The organism is Halomonas chromatireducens (assembly GCF_001545155.1).
GTDB classification, from domain to species: domain Bacteria; phylum Pseudomonadota; class Gammaproteobacteria; order Pseudomonadales; family Halomonadaceae; genus Halomonas; species Halomonas chromatireducens.
The window spans coordinates 3,586,454-3,606,655 of sequence record NZ_CP014226.1 but is presented as its reverse complement, the minus strand read 5'-3'; the positions used below and the strand labels follow the sequence as shown (position 1 = coordinate 3,606,655).

Below are 20,202 nucleotides of genomic sequence, written 5' to 3'. Positions count from 1 at the left end.
GGCCGGAGCGGCAGGGAGGGCTTACAGGCAGGCTTCGACTTCTTCCAGCGACGGCAGGTCGTCCATGGTCCGGCTCATATTGAACGGCGCGGACAGGTCTCTCCAGTTGGCGTAATGGTCCATATAGCTCAGCATCGAGTGCAGCACCTTGGCATACATGGGGTCCTCGCAGGCGCCGCGTAGGTAAACTTCATTGGTGATCTCCTGAATGCGTGCGAGCTCATCCGCGCTCAGCTGGGAAATCTCCACGCCAGCCTCCTGGAAGTTCAGGGTGCCTTCCGTTGCGCTCTGCTCGAAGTGCGAAATTGACCAGGCCAGATTGGCCTGCGCCGCAAGCTCGAGCTTTTCCTGGGTCTCCTCGGTGAGGGCGTCCCAGGCATCCTTGTTGATCATGACCCCCAATACGGTAGCGGACTGGTGCCAGCCAGGCGTTGACCAGTAGTCGGCAACCTCGGCAAAGCCCGCCTGGTAGTCCACCCCGGGTGAGGAGAACTCGGCCCCGTCGACCACGCCGCGCTCGATGGCCTGGTAGATCTCGCCGCCGGCCAGGGTGACCTGGGAGCCGCCGAGCTGTTCTAGGATCCGGCCCTGATCGCGCCCCCCAAGTCGCAGGCGCTTGCCTTCGAAGTCGGCCAGCGTCTCTATCTTGGTACGCCCGATGAAGCCCGTCTCATTGTTGAGAATGGCATAGGGCAGGTACTGGATATTGAACTGGTTGTAGACCTCTTGGTAGAGCTCGTACCCCCCCCAGTGCTGGATCCAATTCAGGTAGTCGACCGCGTTAAACAGGCTCGCCGTGGTGCCCAGAAGGGCGAAGGCGGGAGAGCGCCCCGCCCAGTACACGCCCGTCTCACCGGCCGCTTCGATACTGCCGCTCTCGGTAGCATCGAAGACCTCTCCTCCCGGCATGATGGTGCCGCCGGCGCGAAACTCGATCTCGATCTCGTCACCGGCAATACGGTGTACCGTATCGACCCAGCGATGATCCGCCTCGATCAGGGCCAGGTTATCCGGCCAGGTCGTGGTCATGGTCCAGCGTGCCTTGTCGGCCATGGCCTGGGTTGAGAGAGTGCCCAGTGCAACGGCCGCTGCCAATGAACAGGTGGTAAGGAGATGCTGATGCGTTTTCATGACGTGATCCTTGTAATTGTTGGGTCGGTGCCGAGCGACATTCACGGAGCCGTACCGGTCGGAATGGTCGCTTCTGACTTCATCCTAGGGAGCCCTGTCCCGTGCCGATATACGTAGTACTACGTAGCGCAGTCCGTAGATGGTCCTGCCTATGAAAGCTGGATGATGCGCGACACCATCTCCGCGGTGTTGCGGCAGTCGAGCTTCTTCATGATGCGAGCGCGGTGGGCTTCCACGGTGCGATGGGAGATCCCCAACTGGCGGGCAATTTCCTTGCAGGTCAAACCATTGGCAATGAAGCTGGAAATTTCCCGTTCGCGCATGGAGAGTTGGTTTGCCCCCTGGGGGCGAACGTCGATCTTGATAAAGGTCCAGACCGCCAGGTCGAAAGGGGCCTCCGGCGTCAGTGTTCGTCCTCGAGTCTTGGCCCAGAAGACTTCGCCCGTTCGCGTCTGCATGAAGCGTTCGTCGGCATAGTTCGGCGTCCTCAGCATCTCCTTGTAGCCACGGTCGCCGATCGTCTTGAAGTCCGCAAAGCAGGGGTAGAGCTTGAGCATCAGTTGGCCGACCAACTCGCTGCGCGGATACTCGAAGAGGTCGCAGAAGGCGTGGTTGCACTCGAGGATGCGCCGTTTCTGCGTCACCACAATGGCGCTGGCCGAGTACTCGAAGGCCAGCGCCATCAGCTCGCGGCCCATGGGCGGAGAGGTAGCCATCAGGCAGTCTCCTCCTTAGACGCAGGTCCAGCCGCCGTCGATGGGCATGGCTGTGCCGGTGATATGCCGTGCCGACTCTCCCCCCAGGAACAGGGCCAGTTCCGCCACATGGGCGGGAGGAATGAGCCTGCCGTCCGGCTGCTTTTCCGAGACGAGGTCGCGAACGGCCTCCTCTCGGCTGCTACCCAGTGCCCGTTGACGAGCCTCGATCTGAGGCGCAATGATCGGCGTGTCGGTCCAGCCCGGACAAATGGCATTGACGGTGATGTCCTCCCGGGCGGTCTCCAGGGCAACCTCCCGGGTAAAGCCCACCACACCATGCTTGGCGGATACATAAGCCGACTTGCCCACTGAAGCCACTAGGCCATGCACCGAAGCCAGGTTGATGATCCGCCCCCAGCCCTTGCGGCGCATGTCGACCAGCGCTTGCTTGGTGCAGTGGTAGACGGCAACCAGGTTGATGGCGATGATCGACTCCCAGAGGTCATCGGGAAACGCCTCGATGGAAGCGGTCTTCTGGATGGCGGCGTTGTTCACCAAAATATCGACATCACGGCCCTCTTCACGAAGGCGGGTGAACATCTCATGAATGGCCTGTTGGCTAGCCAGGTCGGCCTGCTGGTAGCAGACCTCCCTGGCGCCGGCTACCTTGAGCTGATCAGTCAAGGCGCCGACCGCCTCTTCCGAACGGGCCACCCGATCGTGGACGATGATGGCGGCGCCCTGGCGGGCATAGGCCAGGCAAATGGCGGAACCGATGCCCCCCAGGGCGCCGGTGACCAGGATGTTCTTGTCGTGAAGCTGGGACATGGCCGTACTTCCTCGCTTGTTGTTGGTGTGAGTTGCTGTCATCAAGGACCCGAGTGAGAGGTGTCAGCCGATGGTGCGCTCCAGGACACTGGCGTAGCTGGCCACACCCATGCCGCCCATGTTGAAGACGGCGGCCAGACGGGCGTCGGGGATCTGGACGCCTGTGGCCTCGCCCAGCAACTGCCGGGCGGCCAGGACGTGCATGGATACCCCGGTGGCGCCGACCGGGTGGCCCTTGGACTTGAGGCCGCCGGAGGGGTTGACCGGCAGCTTGCCGTCGGGCATCACCCAGCCTTCGTTGATGGCGCGGGCGCCCTGGCCGAGCGGGGTGAGCCCCATGGCCTCATAGATCATCAACTCGGCGATGGTGAAGCAGTCGTGTACCTCGGCCAGCGATAGCTCGTCGAGGGTGAGGCCGGCGCTTTCCAGCACCTGCTTCCAGGCCCGGCCGGCACCTTCCAGGTGGGTGAGGTCGCGCCGGGCCAGCGGCATGAAGTCGGTGACCTGGGCCCTGGCGCGGAAGCGAACCTGGCGCTGGCTGGTGGGTGCGGCGTCGGGGTGGGACAGCACGATGGCCGCGGCACCATCGGAGACCGGCGAGCAGTCGGTGCGCTTAAGCGGCGCGGCAACGACCGGGTTCTTGTCCGAGACATCGCGGCAGAAATCGACCCCCAGGTCCTTGCGTAGCTGAGCCAGCGGGTTGTGGACGCCGTTGGCATGATTCTTGGCTGCGATGCGGGCCAGGCTATCGGTGTGATCCCCGTAGCGCTCGAAGTAGGCCCGCGCGACCTGGGCAAAGATGCCGGCAAAGCCGGCCTCGACACCCTGTGACTCGGGCCGGTAACTGGCACCCAGCAAGCCCTCGGCGATGGCGGTGGGTGAGGCGTCGGTCATCTTCTCGGCCCCAATGACCAGTACCCGTTTCGCCAGTCCGCCCTCGATCAGGTTGATGCCCTGGTAGAGTGCCGCCGAGCCGCTGGCGCAAGCGTTTTCGCAGCGTGTGGCGGGCTTGAAGCGCAGCTCAGGGTCGGTCTGGAGAGCCAGGGAGGCAGGAAACTCCTGTGGGCACATGCCGCTATTGAACTGTCCGACATAGATGGCATCGATGTCGCGGGCGTCGACGCCGGCGTCGGCCAAGGCGTCCCTGGCCGAGTCGGCGATCAAAGCCTCGAGGCTGTCGTCGAGCTTGCCGAAGCGGCTGTGTGATACGCCGATGATCCGCGTCTTCATGTTGGGTTCTCCTCTTGTTGGCTGGCAAGGCGCTTCCGCAGCTCCGTCTTGACGATCTTGCCATAGGCATTCTTGGGCAGGGCGTCGAGGATCTGATAGCGCTTGGGTCGCTTGAAGCGAGCCATGCGCGCCAGGCAGTGCTGGTCAAGGGCCTCAGGCTCGACCGTCCCGTGGAGGGAGACGAAGGCCACCACCTCTTCTCCCCACACCGGGTGATGGACCCCGACGACCGAGGCTTCGTGGACGGCAGGGTGCTGCAGCAGCACCTCCTCGACCTCTCGCGGGTAGATGTTGGTGCCACCACTGATGATCACGTCCTTTACACGATCGGTCAGGAACAGGGTGCCGTCAGCCTCCATGCGACCGATGTCCCCGGTCCTGAGCCAGCCGTCGCGCAGGGCCTCGTCCGTCGCCTCCGGGGCGTTCCAGTAGCCCAGCATCACGCTGTCGCCGCGTACACAGATCTCTCCCTCCTCACCGTCGGGCAATAGTGTCCCCTCGGCGTCCAGGATCGCCACCTCAACTTGGGGGTGGGGGCGCCCGACTGGTACCAGCGACTGGAGGTCACTCGAGGTGTCGCTGGCCTCGGCGTAGGAGGCATGTTCCTCGCGGCTCATCACCGAGATGGTCATGGGGCTTTCGCCCTGGCCATAGATCTGCACAAGCCGAGAACCGAAGGTCGCCAGAGCATCGCGCAGGTCACGCTCGTACATCGGCCCGCCGCCATAAACTATCGCCTGCAGATGGTCGAGTGACAGGGCCGTATCGGTGGCATCGAGATGGTCGACGAGACGACGAATCATGGTCGGCGCCAGAAACATGGCAAGGCCCTGATGGCGGTTGACCAGATCAACGAACTCGGACTCGTCGAAGCTGGCACTGGCAGGCACCAGGTTGGCACACCCCCGCATCAGGTAAGGGATGACATAGATGCCGGAGCCGTGGGACAGCGGCGCGAAGTGCGCCAGCACGTGGTGGGCCTTGACGCGCTCCACGTTGGTCAAGTAGCAGTTGCTCATGCAGGCCAGGTTGCCATGCGAGAGCGTGGCTCCCTTGGGGCGGCCAGTGGTGCCGCTGGTGTAGAAAATCCAGGCGGCGCTGGTCGATGCCCGGTCGATTGGTGCCGCGAGCGGCTTGCCATCGGGAACGAAGTTGGGGGAGTCGGGCATGAGCTGTCGGGCGGTGCTGGCCAACGGAGCTTCCGGTGTGCTGTCGCTGATCAGTAGTCGGCTGCCGCTGTCCTCGAGGATGAAGTCTACCTCGCGGCAGTGGAGTTTGGCGTTAATGGGCACCACGACCAGGCCTGCGTACCAGGCGGCCAGCAAGGCATCCAGATAGGCCGGCCGGTTCTTCATGTAGATGGCCACTCGATCCCCCGGGGCGAGCGCGTGGTGGATGAAGTGGCCAGCCAGGGCCTGCACAAGCCGTCTACGGCAGCATCTGCTCGTTGCCGGCCAGTGCCGGGAACGCCGGCGGAGAGCCCTGACCTTCCACCTGGTGACAGGAGGCACAGATGCTGCCGTAGACGGCTTCACCACGCTCCATCAGCTCATCCATTTCCCAATCGCGATCGACGCCAAGCGCNACAGCATCTTGGTGATATCGAAGGCCCAATCGCTCGGGCGCCCGGTAAAGAAGCGCAAGGCAATGTCGTAAAGCACCACCAGGGTGATGATGGCAATCAACGGCGCAATGACACGCCCGAGTGTCTCATTGAGCGTGTCGATCGCCTTGGCAATCGCATTCATGGAAGCTCTCCGTTGTAGGGCCCACAAAAAACCGCCCCGGGATCAGCCGGGGCGGCATAGACCTCCCGTTACAGGCAGGCTTCTATCTCTTCCAGAGAGGGCAGGTTATCCATGGTGCGGCTCATGTTGAACGGCACCGAGATATCGCGCCAGGTAGCATAGTCCTCCAGGTAGCTGATCATGGAGTGGTAGACCTTGGCGTGGTCGGGATTCTCGCAGGCGCCGCGCAGGATGACATCATTGGTGATGTCCTGGATGCGGGCCAGGTCCTCTTCGGAGAACTGGTTGATCTGCACGCCGGCATCGATGAACTTCTGCGTCGCATCGGTGGACTCACGCTCGGACCATGCCAGTGACCAGGTCATGGTGGCGTCGGCGGCAATCTTCAGCTTCTCTTGGGTCTCCTCGGAGAGGGCGTCCCAGGCCTCGCGGTTGATCATCACGCCAAACACACTGGCGGACTGGTGCCAGCCCGGGGTGGCCCAGTAATCGGCGACCTCGGCAAAGCCGGCATTGTAGTCCACGCCCGGGGTGGAGAACTCACCGGCGTCGATCACGCCGCGCTCGATGGCCTGGTAGACCTCGCCGCCGGCGAGGGTGACCTGGGAACCACCGAGCTCCTCGAGCACGCGGCCCTGATCACGCCCGGAGAGGCGTACGCGCATACCGTCGAGATCGGCCAGGCTCTCGATGGGGGTGCGGCCCATGAAGCCCGACTCGTTGTTCAGTGCGGCATAGGGGAGGTAGACCATGTCGTACTGACCGTAGATCTCCTGATAGAGGTCCCAGCCGCCCCAGCGATGGATCCAGTTGATGTAATCCACGGCATTGAAAAGGCTGGTGGTGGTGGCCAGGGGCGAGAAGGCCGGGTTGCGGCCGGCCCAGTAGCCGGGCCAGTCGCCGGCGGCTTCGATGCTGCCGGTCTCGGTGGCGTCGAACACCTCGGTGCCGGGCATCAGTGTGCCGCCGGCGCGGAATTCGATTTCAAGTTCGTCGCCGGTCAATTTGTTGGCCAGCTCAGCCCAGTGGCGGTCGATCTCGATCAGGTCGATGCTGTCGGGCCAGGTGGACGTCATTGTCCAGCGCTCCTGGGCCTGGGCCGTGGTGGCCATGGCGGCGAATGCAATGCTGGCTGCCAGGCCGGTGAGGGCGAACTTGGTCGTATTCTTCATGTAGTGCTCCCTTTCATTGGGTTTGTTTTGTGGTGCAAACAGTCATTAAGCAAGTTGGCGGGTAAAAGGCACCATAAGATGCCCTGCGTATCACGATTCCAAATCAATGTGCCGTCCAGCCGCCATCTACCATCAAGGCACTACCCGTGACCATGGCGGAAGCGGGAGAGGCGAGAAAGACAGCGGGCCCCATGACATCCTCAATCTGCCCGAGACGCCCCAGCGGAATCTTGTCCAGCACCCCTTCCAGAAAGCCGGGCTCCTGGAAGTAGGGCCGGGTCATCGGCGTCTCGATGAAGGTGGGGCAGAGGCTGTTGACTCGAATGCCGCGAGGGCCAAGCTCCACTGCCATGGCACGTGTCATGCCTTCCACCGCAGATTTAGAAGCGCAATAGAGGCTCCGGTTGGCGGCGCCGACATGACCCATCTGCGATGAGAGGTTGATCACGCTGCCTCCGTCGGGCATCAGTTCGATCACCGTCTGAGTGATGAAGTAGGTGGCGCGAACGTTGAGATCCATGACTGCGGCATAGTCCTCCTCCGATACGTCTGCAATCGGTTTGGGCCGATTAGTGCCGGCGTTGTTGACAAGGATGTCGAAACGTAGGCCCGACAGGGCGCTTTTGACGGCACTCGAATCATTGACATCCAGTGGCAAGGCCTCGGCAGCATGGCCGGCGGACTTCAATGCCTCGACCAGTGCCTCGAGCTTTTCCCGGCCACGAGCCACCAGGCTGACATGCGCGCCAGCCTGGGCGAGGGCGCAGGAGACGGCCAGACCTAACCCCTGACTTGCGCCGGTAACCAGGGCGCGCTTGCCGTCCAGACGCCCATCAGGTGTCTGCGGCAGCCTCATGCATCTACCGCCGAGGCGTAGGGCACATCACGCTTGCCATAGCGGCGAACGCGCTCATTGGCTTGTTCACCGTGTCCGGCAAAGCCTTCCAGAGCACACAGGCGCGAACAGTAGGCGCCAATCTCGGCAGATGCTTCGTCGGTCAATATGCGCTGATAGGTGCAGGTCTTGAGGAACTTGCCGACCCACAGGCCCCCGGTATAGCGAGCGGCCTTCTTGGTCGGCAGGGTGTGGTTGGTGCCGATTACCTTGTCACCGAAGGCCACATTGGTACGTGGGCCCAGGAAAAGGGCGCCATAGTTGGTCATCTTCTCAAGGTAGAGCTCAGGGTCTTCTGTCATTACCTGAACATGCTCGTAGGCCATGTCATCCGCCACCTGCAGCATCTCTTCAGGGGTATCGCAGAGAATGACCTCGCCATAGGTTTCCCAGGACTGTCGCGCCACCTCGGCGGTAGGCAGCTTCTTCAGCAACTCCTCGATCTGGGCCATGGTGTCCTTGGCCAGTGCCTCTGACGTGGTCAAAAGCGCCGCCGGCGAATTAGTGCCGTGCTCGGCTTGCCCCAGCAGGTCGGTGGCGCAAAGTAGCCCATCGACTGTATCGTCGGCAATGATGAGGGTCTCCGTGGGACCAGCAAACAGGTCGATACCGACACGGCCGAAAAGTTGTCGCTTGGCTTCGGCGACAAAGGCATTGCCCGGGCCGACCAGCATATCCACCGGGTCGATGCTTTCGGTGCCGATGGCCATTGAGCCCACCGCTTGAACTCCCCCCAGAACCAGAATCTCGTCAGCACCGGCCAGGTGCATGGCGGCGACAATGGCAGGGTGGGGGTTGCCCTTGTAAGGCGGTGCAGCGGCGATCACTCGTTTGACGCCCGCTACCTTGGCAGTCAGCACACTCATGTGCGCTGAAGCCACCATGGGGTAGCCTCCGCCGGGGATATAACAGCCTACGGCATTGATCGGCAGGTGCTTGTGGCCCAGAACGACTCCAGGTCGCGTTTCGACTTCGACGTTCTGCATGGAAGCCAGTTGGGCCTCAGCGAAGCGGCGGATCTGCGACTGGGCGAAACGGATATCCTCAAGGTCACGCTCGGAGACTTCGCTGATGGCCTGTTGAATCTCGCTGTCGGTGAGGCGGAAAGAAGCGGGCGACCAGTTGTCGAACTTTTCCGATAACTCGCGAACAGCGGCGTCACCACGGGCTTCAATGTCGGCGAGGGTGCTTTCGACGGTGTCACGCACCTTGCGGTCAGCTTCGGCACGGGCTTCAACGGAAGCGCCCGCCTTGAGGTGACGAATCATATGGCTCTCCTGAAATGTGTGACTGGAGTGCAGGCTAGGTTGCATTGAATACGAATGCAAGATTTTTTAAAATGCTCTTGTAGGAAATCGTGCTTAATTTTAAGACGTTGTTTAATAAGTATTATCTTGATGATTTGGATGAATTCGTATTCATTTTTTCGTGCATTTAGTGAGATTGTCTGCGACTAATGTATAAGGGTCGGGCAGGTGTCCCTGTGGGAGCCTCGCAGCAACATTTGCCTACGACAACAGCAAGCACGAGAGATCGGAAATGACATATCGCGTCGCAGTTGCAGGAGCTGGCCTGATCGGTAGGGCTTGGGCAATCGTTTTCGCCAGAAAAGGAGTACCGGTCTGTCTGTATGACGTGGACGGGTCGACGTTGAGGAAGGCGCCCGAGAAAATTCGGGCTTCACTCGAGGATCTCGAGGCCGCCGGCTTGATTACTGATCCCGCTGCCGTGATGGCTCATATCAGAATCGAACCGGAACTTGCCAAGGCCCTAGACGGCGTCAATTACGTTCAGGAGTGCGGTCCCGAGAATGTCGAGGTCAAGAGGCGGCTTTATACCGATCTCGAGGCGGCGGCGGCTCCTAATACAGTGCTTGCCAGCTCCACCTCGGGAATTGTTGCTTCTCAATTCATTGAGCACCTGTCTCATCCTGAGCGTTGCCTGGTGGCGCATCCGGTCAACCCTCCCTATCTCATTCCGTTGGTGGAGGTAGTCCCCGCGCCGGTGACCAACGAGGCCTCGGTGGCGCTCACCATGCAAATCATGGAAGCGGTGAACCAGTCTCCCATTCTGGTCAGGCAGGAGGTGCAGGGCTTCATTCTCAATCGCTTGCAAGGTGCCTTGCTCAATGAGGCACTGCGGTTGTTTCGGGATGGCTATGTCTCGGCAGAAGATATTGACAAGACCGTCAAGCATGGACTTGGGCTACGGTGGTCGTTCATGGGTCCCTTCGAGACAATCGACCTGAATGCACCTGCCGGTGTGGTGGATTATGCCGCCCGCTATGGACCGCTCTATCGTGACGTGGACATCCAGCGTGGCAATGACAACCCCTGGGCCGAAGAGACCCTCGAGGCCCTTGATCGTGAGCGACGTGCCGCCCTGCCGGTGAGTGAACTCGGCGAGCGCCAGGCCTGGCGTGATCGCCGGCTCATGGCCTTGATTGCGCACCGCAACACGCAGCAGACGTCATGACCGGGTGTCCGCTCGGCGTCCAGCCGGACTGTGGCAGGCTTGGAGGGACGCGATGAAGAAACGCTCCGTTACCTCGCGTGATGTCGCCGCGCTAGCGGGTGTTTCTCAGTCGGCGGTGAGTCGCTGTTTTTCGCCACGAGCGAGCATTTCCGACGGCACGCGGGAAAAGGTGCTTGCCGCGGCAAAAACACTTGGCTATCGCCCGAACAGCATTGCTCGCAGTCTCATTACGCGGTCGTCACGCACTATTGCCGTGGTGATGTCGCAGCTCGATAACCCCTTCTATGCTCAGATGCTTGACCGCGCTTCACGCCTTTTCCAGGTAAAGGGCTACCACCTGCTGTTGTTCATGGTCAGCGCCGATGGCGAGTCGAAAGGCGTCATGGGTGAAATTCTGCAAAGTCAGGTTGACGGCATTCTCATGCTATCAGCTTCACTCTCCTCCTCCTTTGCCCAGGAGTGCGTCGAGCGCAGTATCCCCGTAGTGTTGATCAACCGCACTGTCGATTCGGACAGTGTGAGTCAGGTTGCCAGTGACAACTACCATGGTGGGTACTGGGTGGGCAGCTTTCTTGCCGCGGCAGGGCATGAACGCTGTGCCTTTATTTCTGGCCTGCCGAGCGCCTCCACCAATGTGCATCGGCGCCGGGGTTTTCTCGATGCCCTGGCGGCCTACGGCCTGACCTGCTGGGCGGAGGAGCGAGGCGATTATCAAGCAGACATGGCCCGGCAGGCGACACACCGGCTGTGTGGCGGGGATTCCCGCCCAGATGCCATTTTTGCGGCCAATGATCACATGGCGATTGCCGTGATCGAAACCTTACGTACCGATTTTTCTCTGCGCGTCCCGCAAGATGTATCCGTGGTGGGATTTGATGATATTCCACTTGCGGCACTCCCCAGCTATCGTCTCACCACTGTGCGCCAACCCCTTGAGGAGATGGTGGTACAAGCGGCGGAGCAGTTGCTGTGGCAGATTGCCGAAGGTCGCATTGTCGCTGTCAACCAGACGCTCCCCATCGTTCCTATCCTGCGCGAAAGTGCTCGGTGCCCCACAGATGTCCACATCTGAACGACAGCGCCCGCCACTCGTTTGAGTGGCGGNGAGGAGGGCTTCGAGGTTCGCCAGCACAAGACCCGCGATATGCGCTCGGTAAAGATGGAACACGGTGTCACCCCGGAACTCTCCTCCTGTCATACGGCGCTGATCGATGGCTATGTCATCGAGGGCCATGTTCCGGCAGCCGACATCAAGCGACTGCTCGAGGAGCGTCCTGAGGTGGTGGGACTGACGGTGCCTGGCATGCCCCATGGTTCACCGGGTATGGAAACCGGCCGTTACGACGACTATGCGGTGCTCACCTGGCAGCATGAGGACCGGACGCCGGCCATCTTCAGCGAGTACACTCATGACTGAGAGACTTCCCTGAACGAACCAATATAGAGATAGAGGTGGCCCATGCAATTTCTGCACACCATGGTGCGCGTCAGCGACCTGGATGCGTCGCTTCGCTTCTACTGCGATCTGCTCGGATTGAAGGAGGTGCGCCGCAAGGAGAACGAGAAGGGGCGCTTCACCCTGGTCTTTCTCGCCGCGCCCGAGGACGAGGCCCGCTCGGCCGAACTCAAGGCACCCGAGCTGGAGCTGACCTGGAACTGGGATCCCGAAGAGTACACCGGTGGGCGCAATTTCGGCCACCTGGCCTACCGGGTCGATGATATCTATGCCCTGTGCGAGCGTCTGCAGGAGAACGGGGTCACCATCAACCGGCCGCCCCGCGATGGACACATGGCCTTCGTGAGAAGCCCCGACGGCATCTCCATCGAGCTGCTGCAGCGGGGCGAGGCGCTGCCGCCAGCAGAGCCCTGGGTCTCCATGGAAAACACCGGCACCTGGTAAAGGAAACACTGCACAAATGCCTGCGCGAGCGAATCGCTGCGTTGCGCGGTGCCGAAGCGTAGGACCGTCGGATCCTCACCTATACCCCGTAGGCTCCGTGCGCCTTGCGACCCACAGGAATGTGGGAAGTGCGTTGGTTCGTCGGGAACGAACCTAGCCGCTTCATCTCGCTCGGCAATTTGTTCAGCGCTTCCTAAGACCGGCATAGAGCAATAAGGAACAAATCTCTCGATGAACAAAACTCTCTCTGGCCGAGCGCTGCTGCTGGCGCTCGTCGCCATGACCCTGGCTGCGTGTGGCGGCAAGCCCACCGAGCCGACTCGTCAAGACGAAGTGCGCGTCTCCAGCGACCACCCGGTGGTGGGACAGCGCTGGAACCTGCTGCTGGTCGGCACCGATGAACGCCTCTCGATGCCCACTACGCCCCATTTCGTGATTGCGCCCGACGGCCGTGTCACTGGCCACGATGGCTGCAACACGATCAATGGCAAGGTACAGCTGGATGACGGCAACCGCATTCAGTTCCGCGAGCTGGCCACCACGAAAATGGGCTGCCCGCAGCTCGATGACGCCAGCCGGGTCACCGGCATGATGGAAACGGCCTACCGCTACCTCATCGATCACGACCGGCTGGTGTTCTTTGGCCCGGATCAGCGGGTATTAGGAGGCTGGCGCAAGGCGAATTGAAGCAAGCAAAAAGCGCGGCCATGGCCGCGCTTTTCAACATCCGATTTCCCTAACGACCCGGCAAGGCGTTACGTACCTTGATCATCCCGGCAGTAAGCGCTCGCGAGAGTGCTGGTGCCAGTGGCGTAAGCAGTATCCAGGGCGCGACGAACAGGTTGATCACCACGGCTGCAAAGTAGACATCGCTGAACCAGTGGGCACCGCTGAGGATACGTGGCGCGCTGAGCAACACGGCGAAGACCGCGCTGACCAGCATCACCTTTAGCCCCGCAAAGCGCCACATGAATGCGGTGAACAGCACCAGATTCACGCCGTGGTCGCCGGGGAAGCTGCTACCGGAGCTGTCCTTGGTCGAGAAGTCGACCATCTCGGTGATCAGGTTGACGTTCTCGTACACCAGGGTGGGGCTGGGGTGGGTGTAGGACACTACCATGCGAAAACCCTGGGCGATGAACACCGCCGAGAGCAGCATGGTGATACCGATGCCGCCCCAGCGCAGCATGCGGTAATGCGGGTCGGGATCGCGCCCGATGGCCCACAGGTAGATAGCCAGCAGGATCATGAAGCTGACGACGTCGAACAGTCGGTTGTTGGTGGCCGCCACGAACAGCACCCAGGCTTCGTTCTCTTCGCTGAGCCAGGCATTGGTGGCGAAGAAGACGGCATCGTCTATCTCCGTCCAGAACATCAGCCCCGGCGATAACCAGGTCCAAACCAGAATGGCACCCAGGAGGTTGAAGAGCAGAATGCGTCCAAGCGCAAAGTTGGTTTCAGTCTGAGACATGGGCGTCGGCACGCGTTGTGGAAGTGTGAGCCCATTCTAGGCGAAACGCCTATAGCAGAACAGCGTTCCCTAATGGTGGTGTCAATTGGCCGTTCCCTGCACCAGGCAGCCGGTATGGCCGACTGCCTGGGCGAGTTCCCGCTACTGCATATACCAGCCGTGGCTGGCCACGATCGACTGTCCGGTTAGCGCCGCCGTGGGGAAGGCGGCGAGATGCAGCGCCACCTCGGCGATATCGTCCAGGGTGGTGAACTCCCTGTCCACGGTGTCCTTGAGCATCACGTCGCGTATCACCGCTTCCTCGGAGATTCCCAGTGCGGCGGCCTGTTCGGGAATCTGCTTGTCGACCAGCGGCGTACGCACGAAGCCGGGGCAGATGACATTGGTGCGTACCCGATGCGCAGCGCCCTCCTTGGCCACGGTGCGGCATAGACCCAGCAGGGCATGCTTGGCCGCCACATAGGGCGCCTTGAGCGGCGAGGCGAGCTTGCTGTGCACCGAGCCCATGTAAAGCATGCAGCCACCGCTCTCCTGCTGATACATCTGGCGCAGGGCGGCACTTGTCAGCAGGAAGGCACCATCCAGATGCACGGAAATGACCTTGCGCCAGTCGGCGAAGCTCAGGGTGTGCAGCGGCTCGATATGCTGAATCCCGGCATTGGCGATGGCGATATCCAGGCGTCCCCATTCCTGGATCACCTGCGCCACACCGGCCTCCACGGCCGCCTCGTCGGTCACATCCATCGCCACGGCCATGGCCTCGCCACCCTGCTCGCGAATGGCGTTCACCGTGGCGTTGGCCGCTTCGAGATTTAGGTCGGCAATGGCGACCCGAGCGCCTTCCCGGGCATAGCGTTCGGCGATGGCGCGTCCGAGACCGCCGGCGGCGCCGGTAATCAGGGCTGTCTTGTCACTCAGTTGCATGGTCGTATCTCCGTATCTTGGATCAGCGTCCGCTATAGACCTGTGCGGGCAGCCAGGTTGCCAGGGGTTCATAGAAGAATACCAGTGCCAGCCCCAGCAGTTGCAGTGCCACGAAGGGTGCCACGCCCTTGTAGATGTCGGTGGTGGTAATGCCCGGCGGACAGACGCCCTTGATATAGAACAGCGCGAAGCCCACCGGTGGCGTCAGGAACGACGTCTGCAGGCAGATGGCGAAGAGGATGGCGAACCACACCGGATCGACGCCCAGGCTGAAGACCACCGGCGCCACCAGCGGCAGGATGATCAGCGTGATCTCCACCCAGTCGAGGAAGAAGCCGAGCAGGAACACCACCAGCATCACCGTCAGCACCACCCCGGCGGGACCGAAGGGCAGCCCGGTGATGGCGGCGCGGATCACATCGTCGCCCCCCAGTCCGCGCAGCACCACGGCGAAGATGGTAGCACCGACGAAGATGCCGAAGATGAAGGCCGTGGTACGGGTGGTCTGGTAGAGCGCCTTGGAGACGACGTCGAAGCTCAGGCGACGATTGAACAGCGCCAGCAGCACGGCCCCCAGGGCGCCCACCGCCGACGCCTCGGTGGTGGTCGCAAAGCCAGTGAAGATCGAGCCGAGCACCGCCACGATCAGCGCCATGGGCGGCAGCACGGCGATCAGCACCTCGAGCAGCGCCCGGGCGTTGAGCGGCTTGCGGTTCTCCGGCGCCGGAGCCAGGTCCTTCTTGATATAGGCGGCGATCAGGATATAGGCGATGTACATCACCGCCAGCATGATGCCGGGGATCAGCGCGCCCATGAACAGCCGGCCCACCGAGGCCTCCGAAGTGCCCAGGCGGTCCGCCATCAGCACCAGCATGATGCTGGGCGGCACCAGGATGCCCAGGGTGCCCACCGAACAGGCGGTGCCCACGGCCAGCGACTTGTTGTACTTCGCCTGCAGCATGGGGCCGATGGAGAGCATGCCGAGCAGCACCACCGAGGCACCGACGATACCGGTGGAAGCGGCCAGCAGCACGCCGACGATCACCACCGTCACGGCGTAGCCGCCGCGCAGGCCGCCGAGCACCCGCACCAGGGAGTTCATCAACCGCTCGGCGATGCCGGAACGGTCGAGCATGATCCCCATGAAGATGAACAGCGGCAGCGCCACCATCAGCTCATTGGCGACGACGCCATAGAGCCGGCGGTCGAGCACGCCGATGGTGCCGCCCCAGGAGAACCACAGATCGGCGCCCATGTGCTCGACCAGCACATGGCCGATGATGGCGAACAGGAAACCGATGCCGGCCAGCGCCCAGGCGACGGGGAAGCCGATCAGCAGCAGCCCCATGAACCCGGCGAACATGCCGATGACGAGATATTCTTCGAGACCCATGATGATCCTCGTTAGCGAAAGTCGGTCGGGCGACGCAGGTGCAGCTCCCGAGGAAAGCGAAAGAGGTAGGTGCAGCAGCGCAGCGCCCGCGACGAGAGCGCGATGGCGATCAGGGCCATGCCGATGGGCAGCGTGCTCTTGATGATGAAGCGGTAGGGCAGGCCGCTGGGTGCCTGGGAGCGCTCACCGCGGGTAAAGGAGCGGTAGGCGTACTCGATGAGGTTGTCGATCATGAAATAGAGAATCGGCAGCATCAGCAGCACGATGCCGAGCAGTTCGACCCAGGCCTGGAAGCGCAGGGAGAATCTCTCACGCAGCACGTCGACGCGGACATGGTCATCGGTGACCACGGCATAGGAGAGGGTCAGGATCATGGTGGCGCCGAACAGGTGCCAGGACATCTCTTCCAGGGCGATGGAACCGCGGCCGAGGATGAAGCGGCTGAAGACATTGGTCAGCACGACGGCCAGGGTGGCGATCCACAGCCAGGAGAGGGTCTTGCCGATCACCGCGATGGCGGTGTCGAGCGTATGGCTCAGCCGGTTGGTGGGCAGAGCCTGGGGCTGTGGGTGAGGCGAGTTGACCGACTCGTGATCGGCATGGGGTGTGGACATCGATGAGCGGCCTCATGTAACCGGAAGCAGTGCAATACGCATCAGAGGGCCTTGCGGCCCCCTGATGCTCAGCCGTGTTGGATCAGTCGGACTGGGGCGCGTAGTAGGAGCGCGGCAGGTACCCTTTCGAGTGCCAGTTACCGTGAACGCTCATCCACTCGCGCTGGCTCTCCAGGACGCGGGCGAACAGCTCGTCCTCGCTGGACATCTCATCGAGTACCTGCATGGTGACCGCCTCGAGCTCGGCGAGGATCTCCGGCGACAGGGTCTGAGCGTTGACGCCCTCGGCCTCGAACTCCGCCAGCGCCTGGGGATTCTCCCACTCGCTCTCGGAGAAGCCGAACAGGGTCGCCGAGCGACAGCCGGTCTCGATCTGGGCGCGGCTCAGGTCAGTCAGGCCATCCCAGGTCTCCTGGTTCACCAGCAGATGGGAGGTGGTATAGGTCTGGTGCCAGCCGGGCATGATGTAGTTCTGGACGATCTCCTGCATGCCCAGGATACGGTCGACCGCCGGGGCGGAGAACTCCATGGCGTCGATGGTGCCGCGCTCCATGGCCTGATAGAGCTCGCCACCGGGAATCATGGTGACCGAGGCGCCCAGGTTTTCCATCACACGACCGCCGATACCGGCGAAGCGGATGCGCAGGCCGTCGATCTGGTCCAGGTCCTCGAGCGGCTCGGCGAACCAGCCGGCGGCTTCGGGACCGATGACGCCGCACAGCAGTGCCTTGACGCCATAGGGCTCATAGACTTCCTGAAGCAGGTCGTCACCGTCGCCGAAGTAGTGCCAGGCCATGAAGGCGGGCGGCTCCATGCCGAAGGGAGGGCCCGAGAGCAGCGGCAGCACCGGGATGCTGCCCTGATCGTAGCCGATCCAGGTGTAGCCTGCCGGGTAGCGGCCTTCGGAGACGGCATCGAGGATCTCGAAGGGCGGAATCAGCTCGCCCGGCTCGTAGTAGCGCAGGTTGATATTGCCGTCGGAGATGGCTTCCAGGGTTTCGGAGAGATGTACCACCGGGGTACTCAGGCCGACCAGGTGCGACGGGAAGGCGATGGGAACCTGCCAGCGAACCCGCTCCTGGGCATTGGCGGTACTCACGAGGGTGGCACTTGCCAGCATCACGGCTGCGGTTGTGCCGATCAGCTTGAAACGTACAGGCATTCTGCGGCCAGTATGGGCTTGCATAGACGCGACTCCACTTGTTGCGACGGGTATTGTTGTAGGAAAGGCCTATTCCGAGAATGAGATTATAGAGGGGGCTGGTCTGGCTCAAGTTGGAAAATTGGTAAGACCAATATTGGTTGTTGATACAATGCCGTCTGCATAGGGTGGAGTTACAGAAAGTTGCAGGCTATGGCGGGGAAAAGCAAGAAACGTGCTGCTAAAATCTTGAAACAAAGGTGATGTGTTAGCAGGCTCATGAATAGCCGCCCAAAAGGCATTTCGACCAATTGCTAAGAGATTAAGCGTTTTACTGTTGCCAAAAAAGGCAATGCCTTCTATGGGAGAGGCTTTTGAGAGAGTCAGAGATCGCTCCGCTGCTCAATTGGTCAGACCAAATGGCGAGAAATGGCTACCGTGGGCTTGTCTGGATCAGCGGTAGCCCGGACGAGGCCATCAAGCGTGCCTCGGAGATCTGGCAGCAAGGCTCCTGGCGTGCGCCTTGCTGGGTGGCTGCCGATCCTCCGCCCGAGTGTGATCTCGCTCCGTGGATGCCGCCATCGAAGGCGCGCAGCTACCTGGGAGCCGAGCATGACATGATCGTGTTCGATACGGTCACGGCAGGGGGCGATTTCGACCCTAACGCCTTTGGTGCCTTGAGCGGCACTTTGTGCGCCGGTGGGTTGCTGCTGCTGCTGACGCCAGTCGACTGGGCAAGGTCGCAGGCAGATAACCAACAGTACAGCCGCTACCTCTCGCGTCTACGCCGCCGGCTGGAGGCAGACGGTAGTGTGGCTCACTGGCGTGCCGGCGCATCGCCAGAGGTGCCTGCATGCCCCCGCGTCAAGGCGGCAAGGCTCGCCCCGGTCGAAGATCCGGATTGCCTCACAGCCGATCAGGCCGAGGCGGTTTCACGGCTGGTCCGGCAGAAGCGTCGGCGGCCCCTGGTACTCACGGCGGACCGAGGGCGCGGAAAGACAGCGGCCCTCGGCATTGCCTGTGCTCGTCTACTGGCCAGTGGAGAACCCCAGATACTGGTCACGGCGCCCCGGCCTTCGGCGGTGTCGGCCCTGTTTGAACGGCTGGCGTTTCACTGTCCGGAGGGGCGGCGGCAAGGTGGCGATTTCTTCGACGCCAGAGGCGGGCGGGTGACATTTGTCGCACCGGATGAGCTATCCGCCATGGCTGAACGGGGGGAGGTGGGCGGCAGTGGCAGCCGGTTGTTGGTGGACGAGGCGGCGGCGATTCCCGCGGGTTTGCTGTGCCAGTGGCTCGAGGCCTTTCCCCGGATCGCCTTCGCCACCACCGTCCCTGGCTATGAAGGCTCTGGCCGTGGCTTTGCCCTGCGCTTCCGGGAGCGGCTGCAGCACCTGTCTCCCGACTGGCATGAATTTCACTTGGCGGCGCCGATACGTTGGGCAATGGGTGACCCGTTGGAGCGGCTGGTCAGCGATCTGCTGCTGCTCGATGCCGAGCCGCCCACCTCTGCGCCATCGGCGCCATTGCAGGAGACATGCTGGAAGCGTTCGGTGCTTGCCGCCGAGGAGGAAACCCTGCGCGAGATATTCGGCCTGCTGGTTCAGGCCCACTACCGCACGACCCCGGGCGACCTGCAACGCCTGCTGGACGAGCCGGGGCTGCGGATCTCGACGCTGGATGCTGCGGGGCAAGCCCTGGGAGTGGTGGTTCAGGGAGACGAAGGTGGCTTTCCTTCGGTGCTGGCGGAGCGGGTGGCACGAGGCGAGCGTCGCCCACCGGGGCACCTGTTGGCCCAATCTCTGGCTGCCCATGCCGGCTCCCGAGACGCCCTGGAAGCTCGCATTCGGCGCGTGCAGCGCATCGCCGTGCATCCTGGGCGCCGCCGCGAGGGGGTAGGGAGATGGCTGCTGGAATCGGCTCTGGCTGAGGCCCGGCGGGACGGGATAGACCTGCTGGGCGCCAGTTTCGGCGCCGAGCCGGGACTGATCGCCTTCTGGCAGGCGCAGCGCTTTCGGGCCGTCAGGCTGGGGCTGTCCAGAGAGACGTCTACTGGTGAGCATGCGCTGATGGTGGTGAAGCCGACCAGCCCAAGGGGCGAAGCCCTGGCCGGCGCGCTGACGACAGGCTTTCAGCATCTACTGCCGGCATTGCTGGCCTTCGAGCTCAATCAACTGGACCCAGCGGTGGCCGTCACGCTTCTGGCCGAAGGGCCGCGGCCCGCTCTGGAAGCCAAGGATCGGTGCGATATTGGCGATGTGGCGTTCGGCTATCGTGATCCGGCCCTGGCGCGTCCGGCCCTGCAGAACCTGCTGCGTCAGGCGGCGATCGATGGGTGTCGCGATCCGGCGCTGGTATGGCTGGTGGCCTGGGCCTTCCAGGGCCGTGACATCCGCTGGATGGCGACTAACCTGAAGGTGCCGGGTCGGCGCGGCGTCATGGAGCAGCTGCGCAAGGCCGTGGCCCGGCTCATCGAGGGGCAAATCGCGCAGGGCTAGGTGAAGAGTGAAGTGGGGGGATGGCGAGTTTGAGTGGACTTTCCCCGGCGCGATCGTCCCGGTAAGGTAGCGCGGTTATCCACATGA

At 62.3% G+C, this 20,202-nt stretch carries 19 protein-coding genes and 2 pseudogenes; 6 read left to right on the top strand and 15 right to left on the bottom strand.

The annotated features are described in order from the left end of the window. Positions 1-21: 21 nt before the first annotated feature. The 10 genes and pseudogenes from dctP (LOKO_RS16665) to hisD form a co-directional block, all read right to left on the bottom strand. Positions 22-1,131 carry a TRAP transporter substrate-binding protein DctP gene (dctP, locus tag LOKO_RS16665; protein ID WP_066451823.1) on the bottom strand — a complete coding sequence of 370 codons (1,110 nt, stop codon included), beginning with the start codon at positions 1,129-1,131 and terminating at the stop codon, positions 22-24. Positions 1,132-1,280: 149 nt separating this feature from the next. After that, positions 1,281-1,847, bottom strand: a complete 567-nt coding sequence (locus tag LOKO_RS16660) for a LuxR C-terminal-related transcriptional regulator (RefSeq protein ID WP_066451820.1) — start codon at positions 1,845-1,847, stop codon at positions 1,281-1,283. A 15-nt stretch (positions 1,848-1,862) separates the two neighbouring features. Next, positions 1,863-2,657 (bottom strand): 3-hydroxybutyrate dehydrogenase, encoded by a 795-nt coding sequence (locus tag LOKO_RS16655; protein WP_066451818.1) that lies wholly within the window; start codon positions 2,655-2,657, stop codon positions 1,863-1,865. A 63-nt stretch (positions 2,658-2,720) separates the two neighbouring features. Beyond that, a complete protein-coding gene (locus tag LOKO_RS16650; protein ID WP_066451816.1) occupies positions 2,721-3,887 on the bottom strand; it encodes an acetyl-CoA acetyltransferase in 1,167 nt (388 codons plus the stop codon). Next, complete coding sequence (locus LOKO_RS16645; RefSeq protein WP_066451815.1) at positions 3,884-5,308, bottom strand: class I adenylate-forming enzyme family protein; 1,425 nt, start codon at positions 5,306-5,308, stop codon at positions 3,884-3,886. The genes LOKO_RS16650 and LOKO_RS16645 overlap by 4 nt, the downstream gene beginning before the upstream one ends. A gap of 13 nt (positions 5,309-5,321) precedes the next feature. Continuing rightward, positions 5,322-5,471, bottom strand: a pseudogene (locus tag LOKO_RS19000) (c-type cytochrome); the annotation flags it as partial. A gap of 2 nt (positions 5,472-5,473) precedes the next feature. Continuing rightward, positions 5,474-5,635, bottom strand: a pseudogene (locus LOKO_RS19565) (TRAP transporter small permease subunit); the annotation flags it as partial. Positions 5,636-5,703: 68 nt separating this feature from the next. Beyond that, on the bottom strand, positions 5,704-6,807 hold the full coding sequence (gene dctP, locus LOKO_RS16635; RefSeq protein WP_066451812.1) for a TRAP transporter substrate-binding protein DctP: 1,104 nt from the start codon (positions 6,805-6,807) through the stop codon (positions 5,704-5,706). A 103-nt stretch (positions 6,808-6,910) separates the two neighbouring features. Next, entirely contained in the window at positions 6,911-7,663 is a 753-nt protein-coding gene (locus LOKO_RS16630) for an SDR family NAD(P)-dependent oxidoreductase (protein ID WP_066451810.1), read from the bottom strand. Continuing rightward, the gene (gene hisD, locus LOKO_RS16625) at positions 7,660-8,970 is read right to left on the bottom strand and encodes a histidinol dehydrogenase (protein WP_066451809.1); all 1,311 of its coding nucleotides are present in this window, start codon (positions 8,968-8,970) and stop codon (positions 7,660-7,662) included. The genes LOKO_RS16630 and hisD overlap by 4 nt, the downstream gene beginning before the upstream one ends. A gap of 271 nt (positions 8,971-9,241) precedes the next feature. On the opposite strand from hisD, the gene LOKO_RS16620 reads away from it, so the two are divergent. The 5 genes from LOKO_RS16620 to LOKO_RS16600 all read left to right on the top strand — a co-directional run bounded on the left by LOKO_RS16620 (position 9,242) and on the right by LOKO_RS16600 (position 12,764). Next, complete coding sequence (locus LOKO_RS16620; RefSeq protein WP_066451808.1) at positions 9,242-10,177, top strand: 3-hydroxyacyl-CoA dehydrogenase; 936 nt, start codon at positions 9,242-9,244, stop codon at positions 10,175-10,177. 52 nt (positions 10,178-10,229) lie between these two features. Further along, positions 10,230-11,249 (top strand): LacI family DNA-binding transcriptional regulator, encoded by a 1,020-nt coding sequence (locus LOKO_RS16615; protein WP_066451806.1) that lies wholly within the window; start codon positions 10,230-10,232, stop codon positions 11,247-11,249. A gap of 72 nt (positions 11,250-11,321) precedes the next feature. Further along, positions 11,322-11,594: a DUF411 domain-containing protein gene (locus LOKO_RS16610; protein WP_083517747.1), complete on the top strand. Its 273-nt coding sequence runs from the start codon at positions 11,322-11,324 to the stop codon at positions 11,592-11,594. Positions 11,595-11,636: 42 nt separating this feature from the next. Next, on the top strand, positions 11,637-12,077 hold the full coding sequence (gene gloA / locus LOKO_RS16605; protein WP_066451805.1) for a lactoylglutathione lyase: 441 nt from the start codon (positions 11,637-11,639) through the stop codon (positions 12,075-12,077). Between the two features lie 231 nt (positions 12,078-12,308). Next, positions 12,309-12,764, top strand: coding sequence for an META domain-containing protein (locus LOKO_RS16600; RefSeq protein WP_066451803.1), 456 nt, complete (start codon positions 12,309-12,311; stop codon positions 12,762-12,764). 49 nt (positions 12,765-12,813) lie between these two features. Here the strand turns inward: LOKO_RS16600 and LOKO_RS16595 are convergent, their stop codons facing one another. From LOKO_RS16595 to LOKO_RS16575, 5 genes are all read right to left on the bottom strand, one after another. After that, entirely contained in the window at positions 12,814-13,548 is a 735-nt protein-coding gene (locus tag LOKO_RS16595; protein WP_066451800.1) for a phosphatase PAP2 family protein, read from the bottom strand. 141 nt (positions 13,549-13,689) lie between these two features. Beyond that, on the bottom strand, positions 13,690-14,472 hold the full coding sequence (locus LOKO_RS16590) for a 3-hydroxybutyrate dehydrogenase (protein ID WP_066451798.1): 783 nt from the start codon (positions 14,470-14,472) through the stop codon (positions 13,690-13,692). Positions 14,473-14,494: 22 nt separating this feature from the next. Continuing rightward, positions 14,495-15,865 (bottom strand): TRAP transporter large permease, encoded by a 1,371-nt coding sequence (locus LOKO_RS16585; protein ID WP_066451795.1) that lies wholly within the window; start codon positions 15,863-15,865, stop codon positions 14,495-14,497. An 11-nt stretch (positions 15,866-15,876) separates the two neighbouring features. Next, positions 15,877-16,479, bottom strand: a complete 603-nt coding sequence (locus LOKO_RS16580) for a TRAP transporter small permease subunit (RefSeq protein WP_066451792.1) — start codon at positions 16,477-16,479, stop codon at positions 15,877-15,879. Between the two features lie 82 nt (positions 16,480-16,561). Further along, positions 16,562-17,665 (bottom strand): TRAP transporter substrate-binding protein, encoded by a 1,104-nt coding sequence (locus LOKO_RS16575; RefSeq protein ID WP_144439693.1) that lies wholly within the window; start codon positions 17,663-17,665, stop codon positions 16,562-16,564. Between the two features lie 329 nt (positions 17,666-17,994). On the opposite strand from LOKO_RS16575, the gene LOKO_RS16570 reads away from it, so the two are divergent. Beyond that, entirely contained in the window at positions 17,995-20,115 is a 2,121-nt protein-coding gene (locus LOKO_RS16570) for a tRNA(Met) cytidine acetyltransferase TmcA (RefSeq protein WP_470303276.1), read from the top strand. Positions 20,116-20,202: the final 87 nt, after the last annotated feature.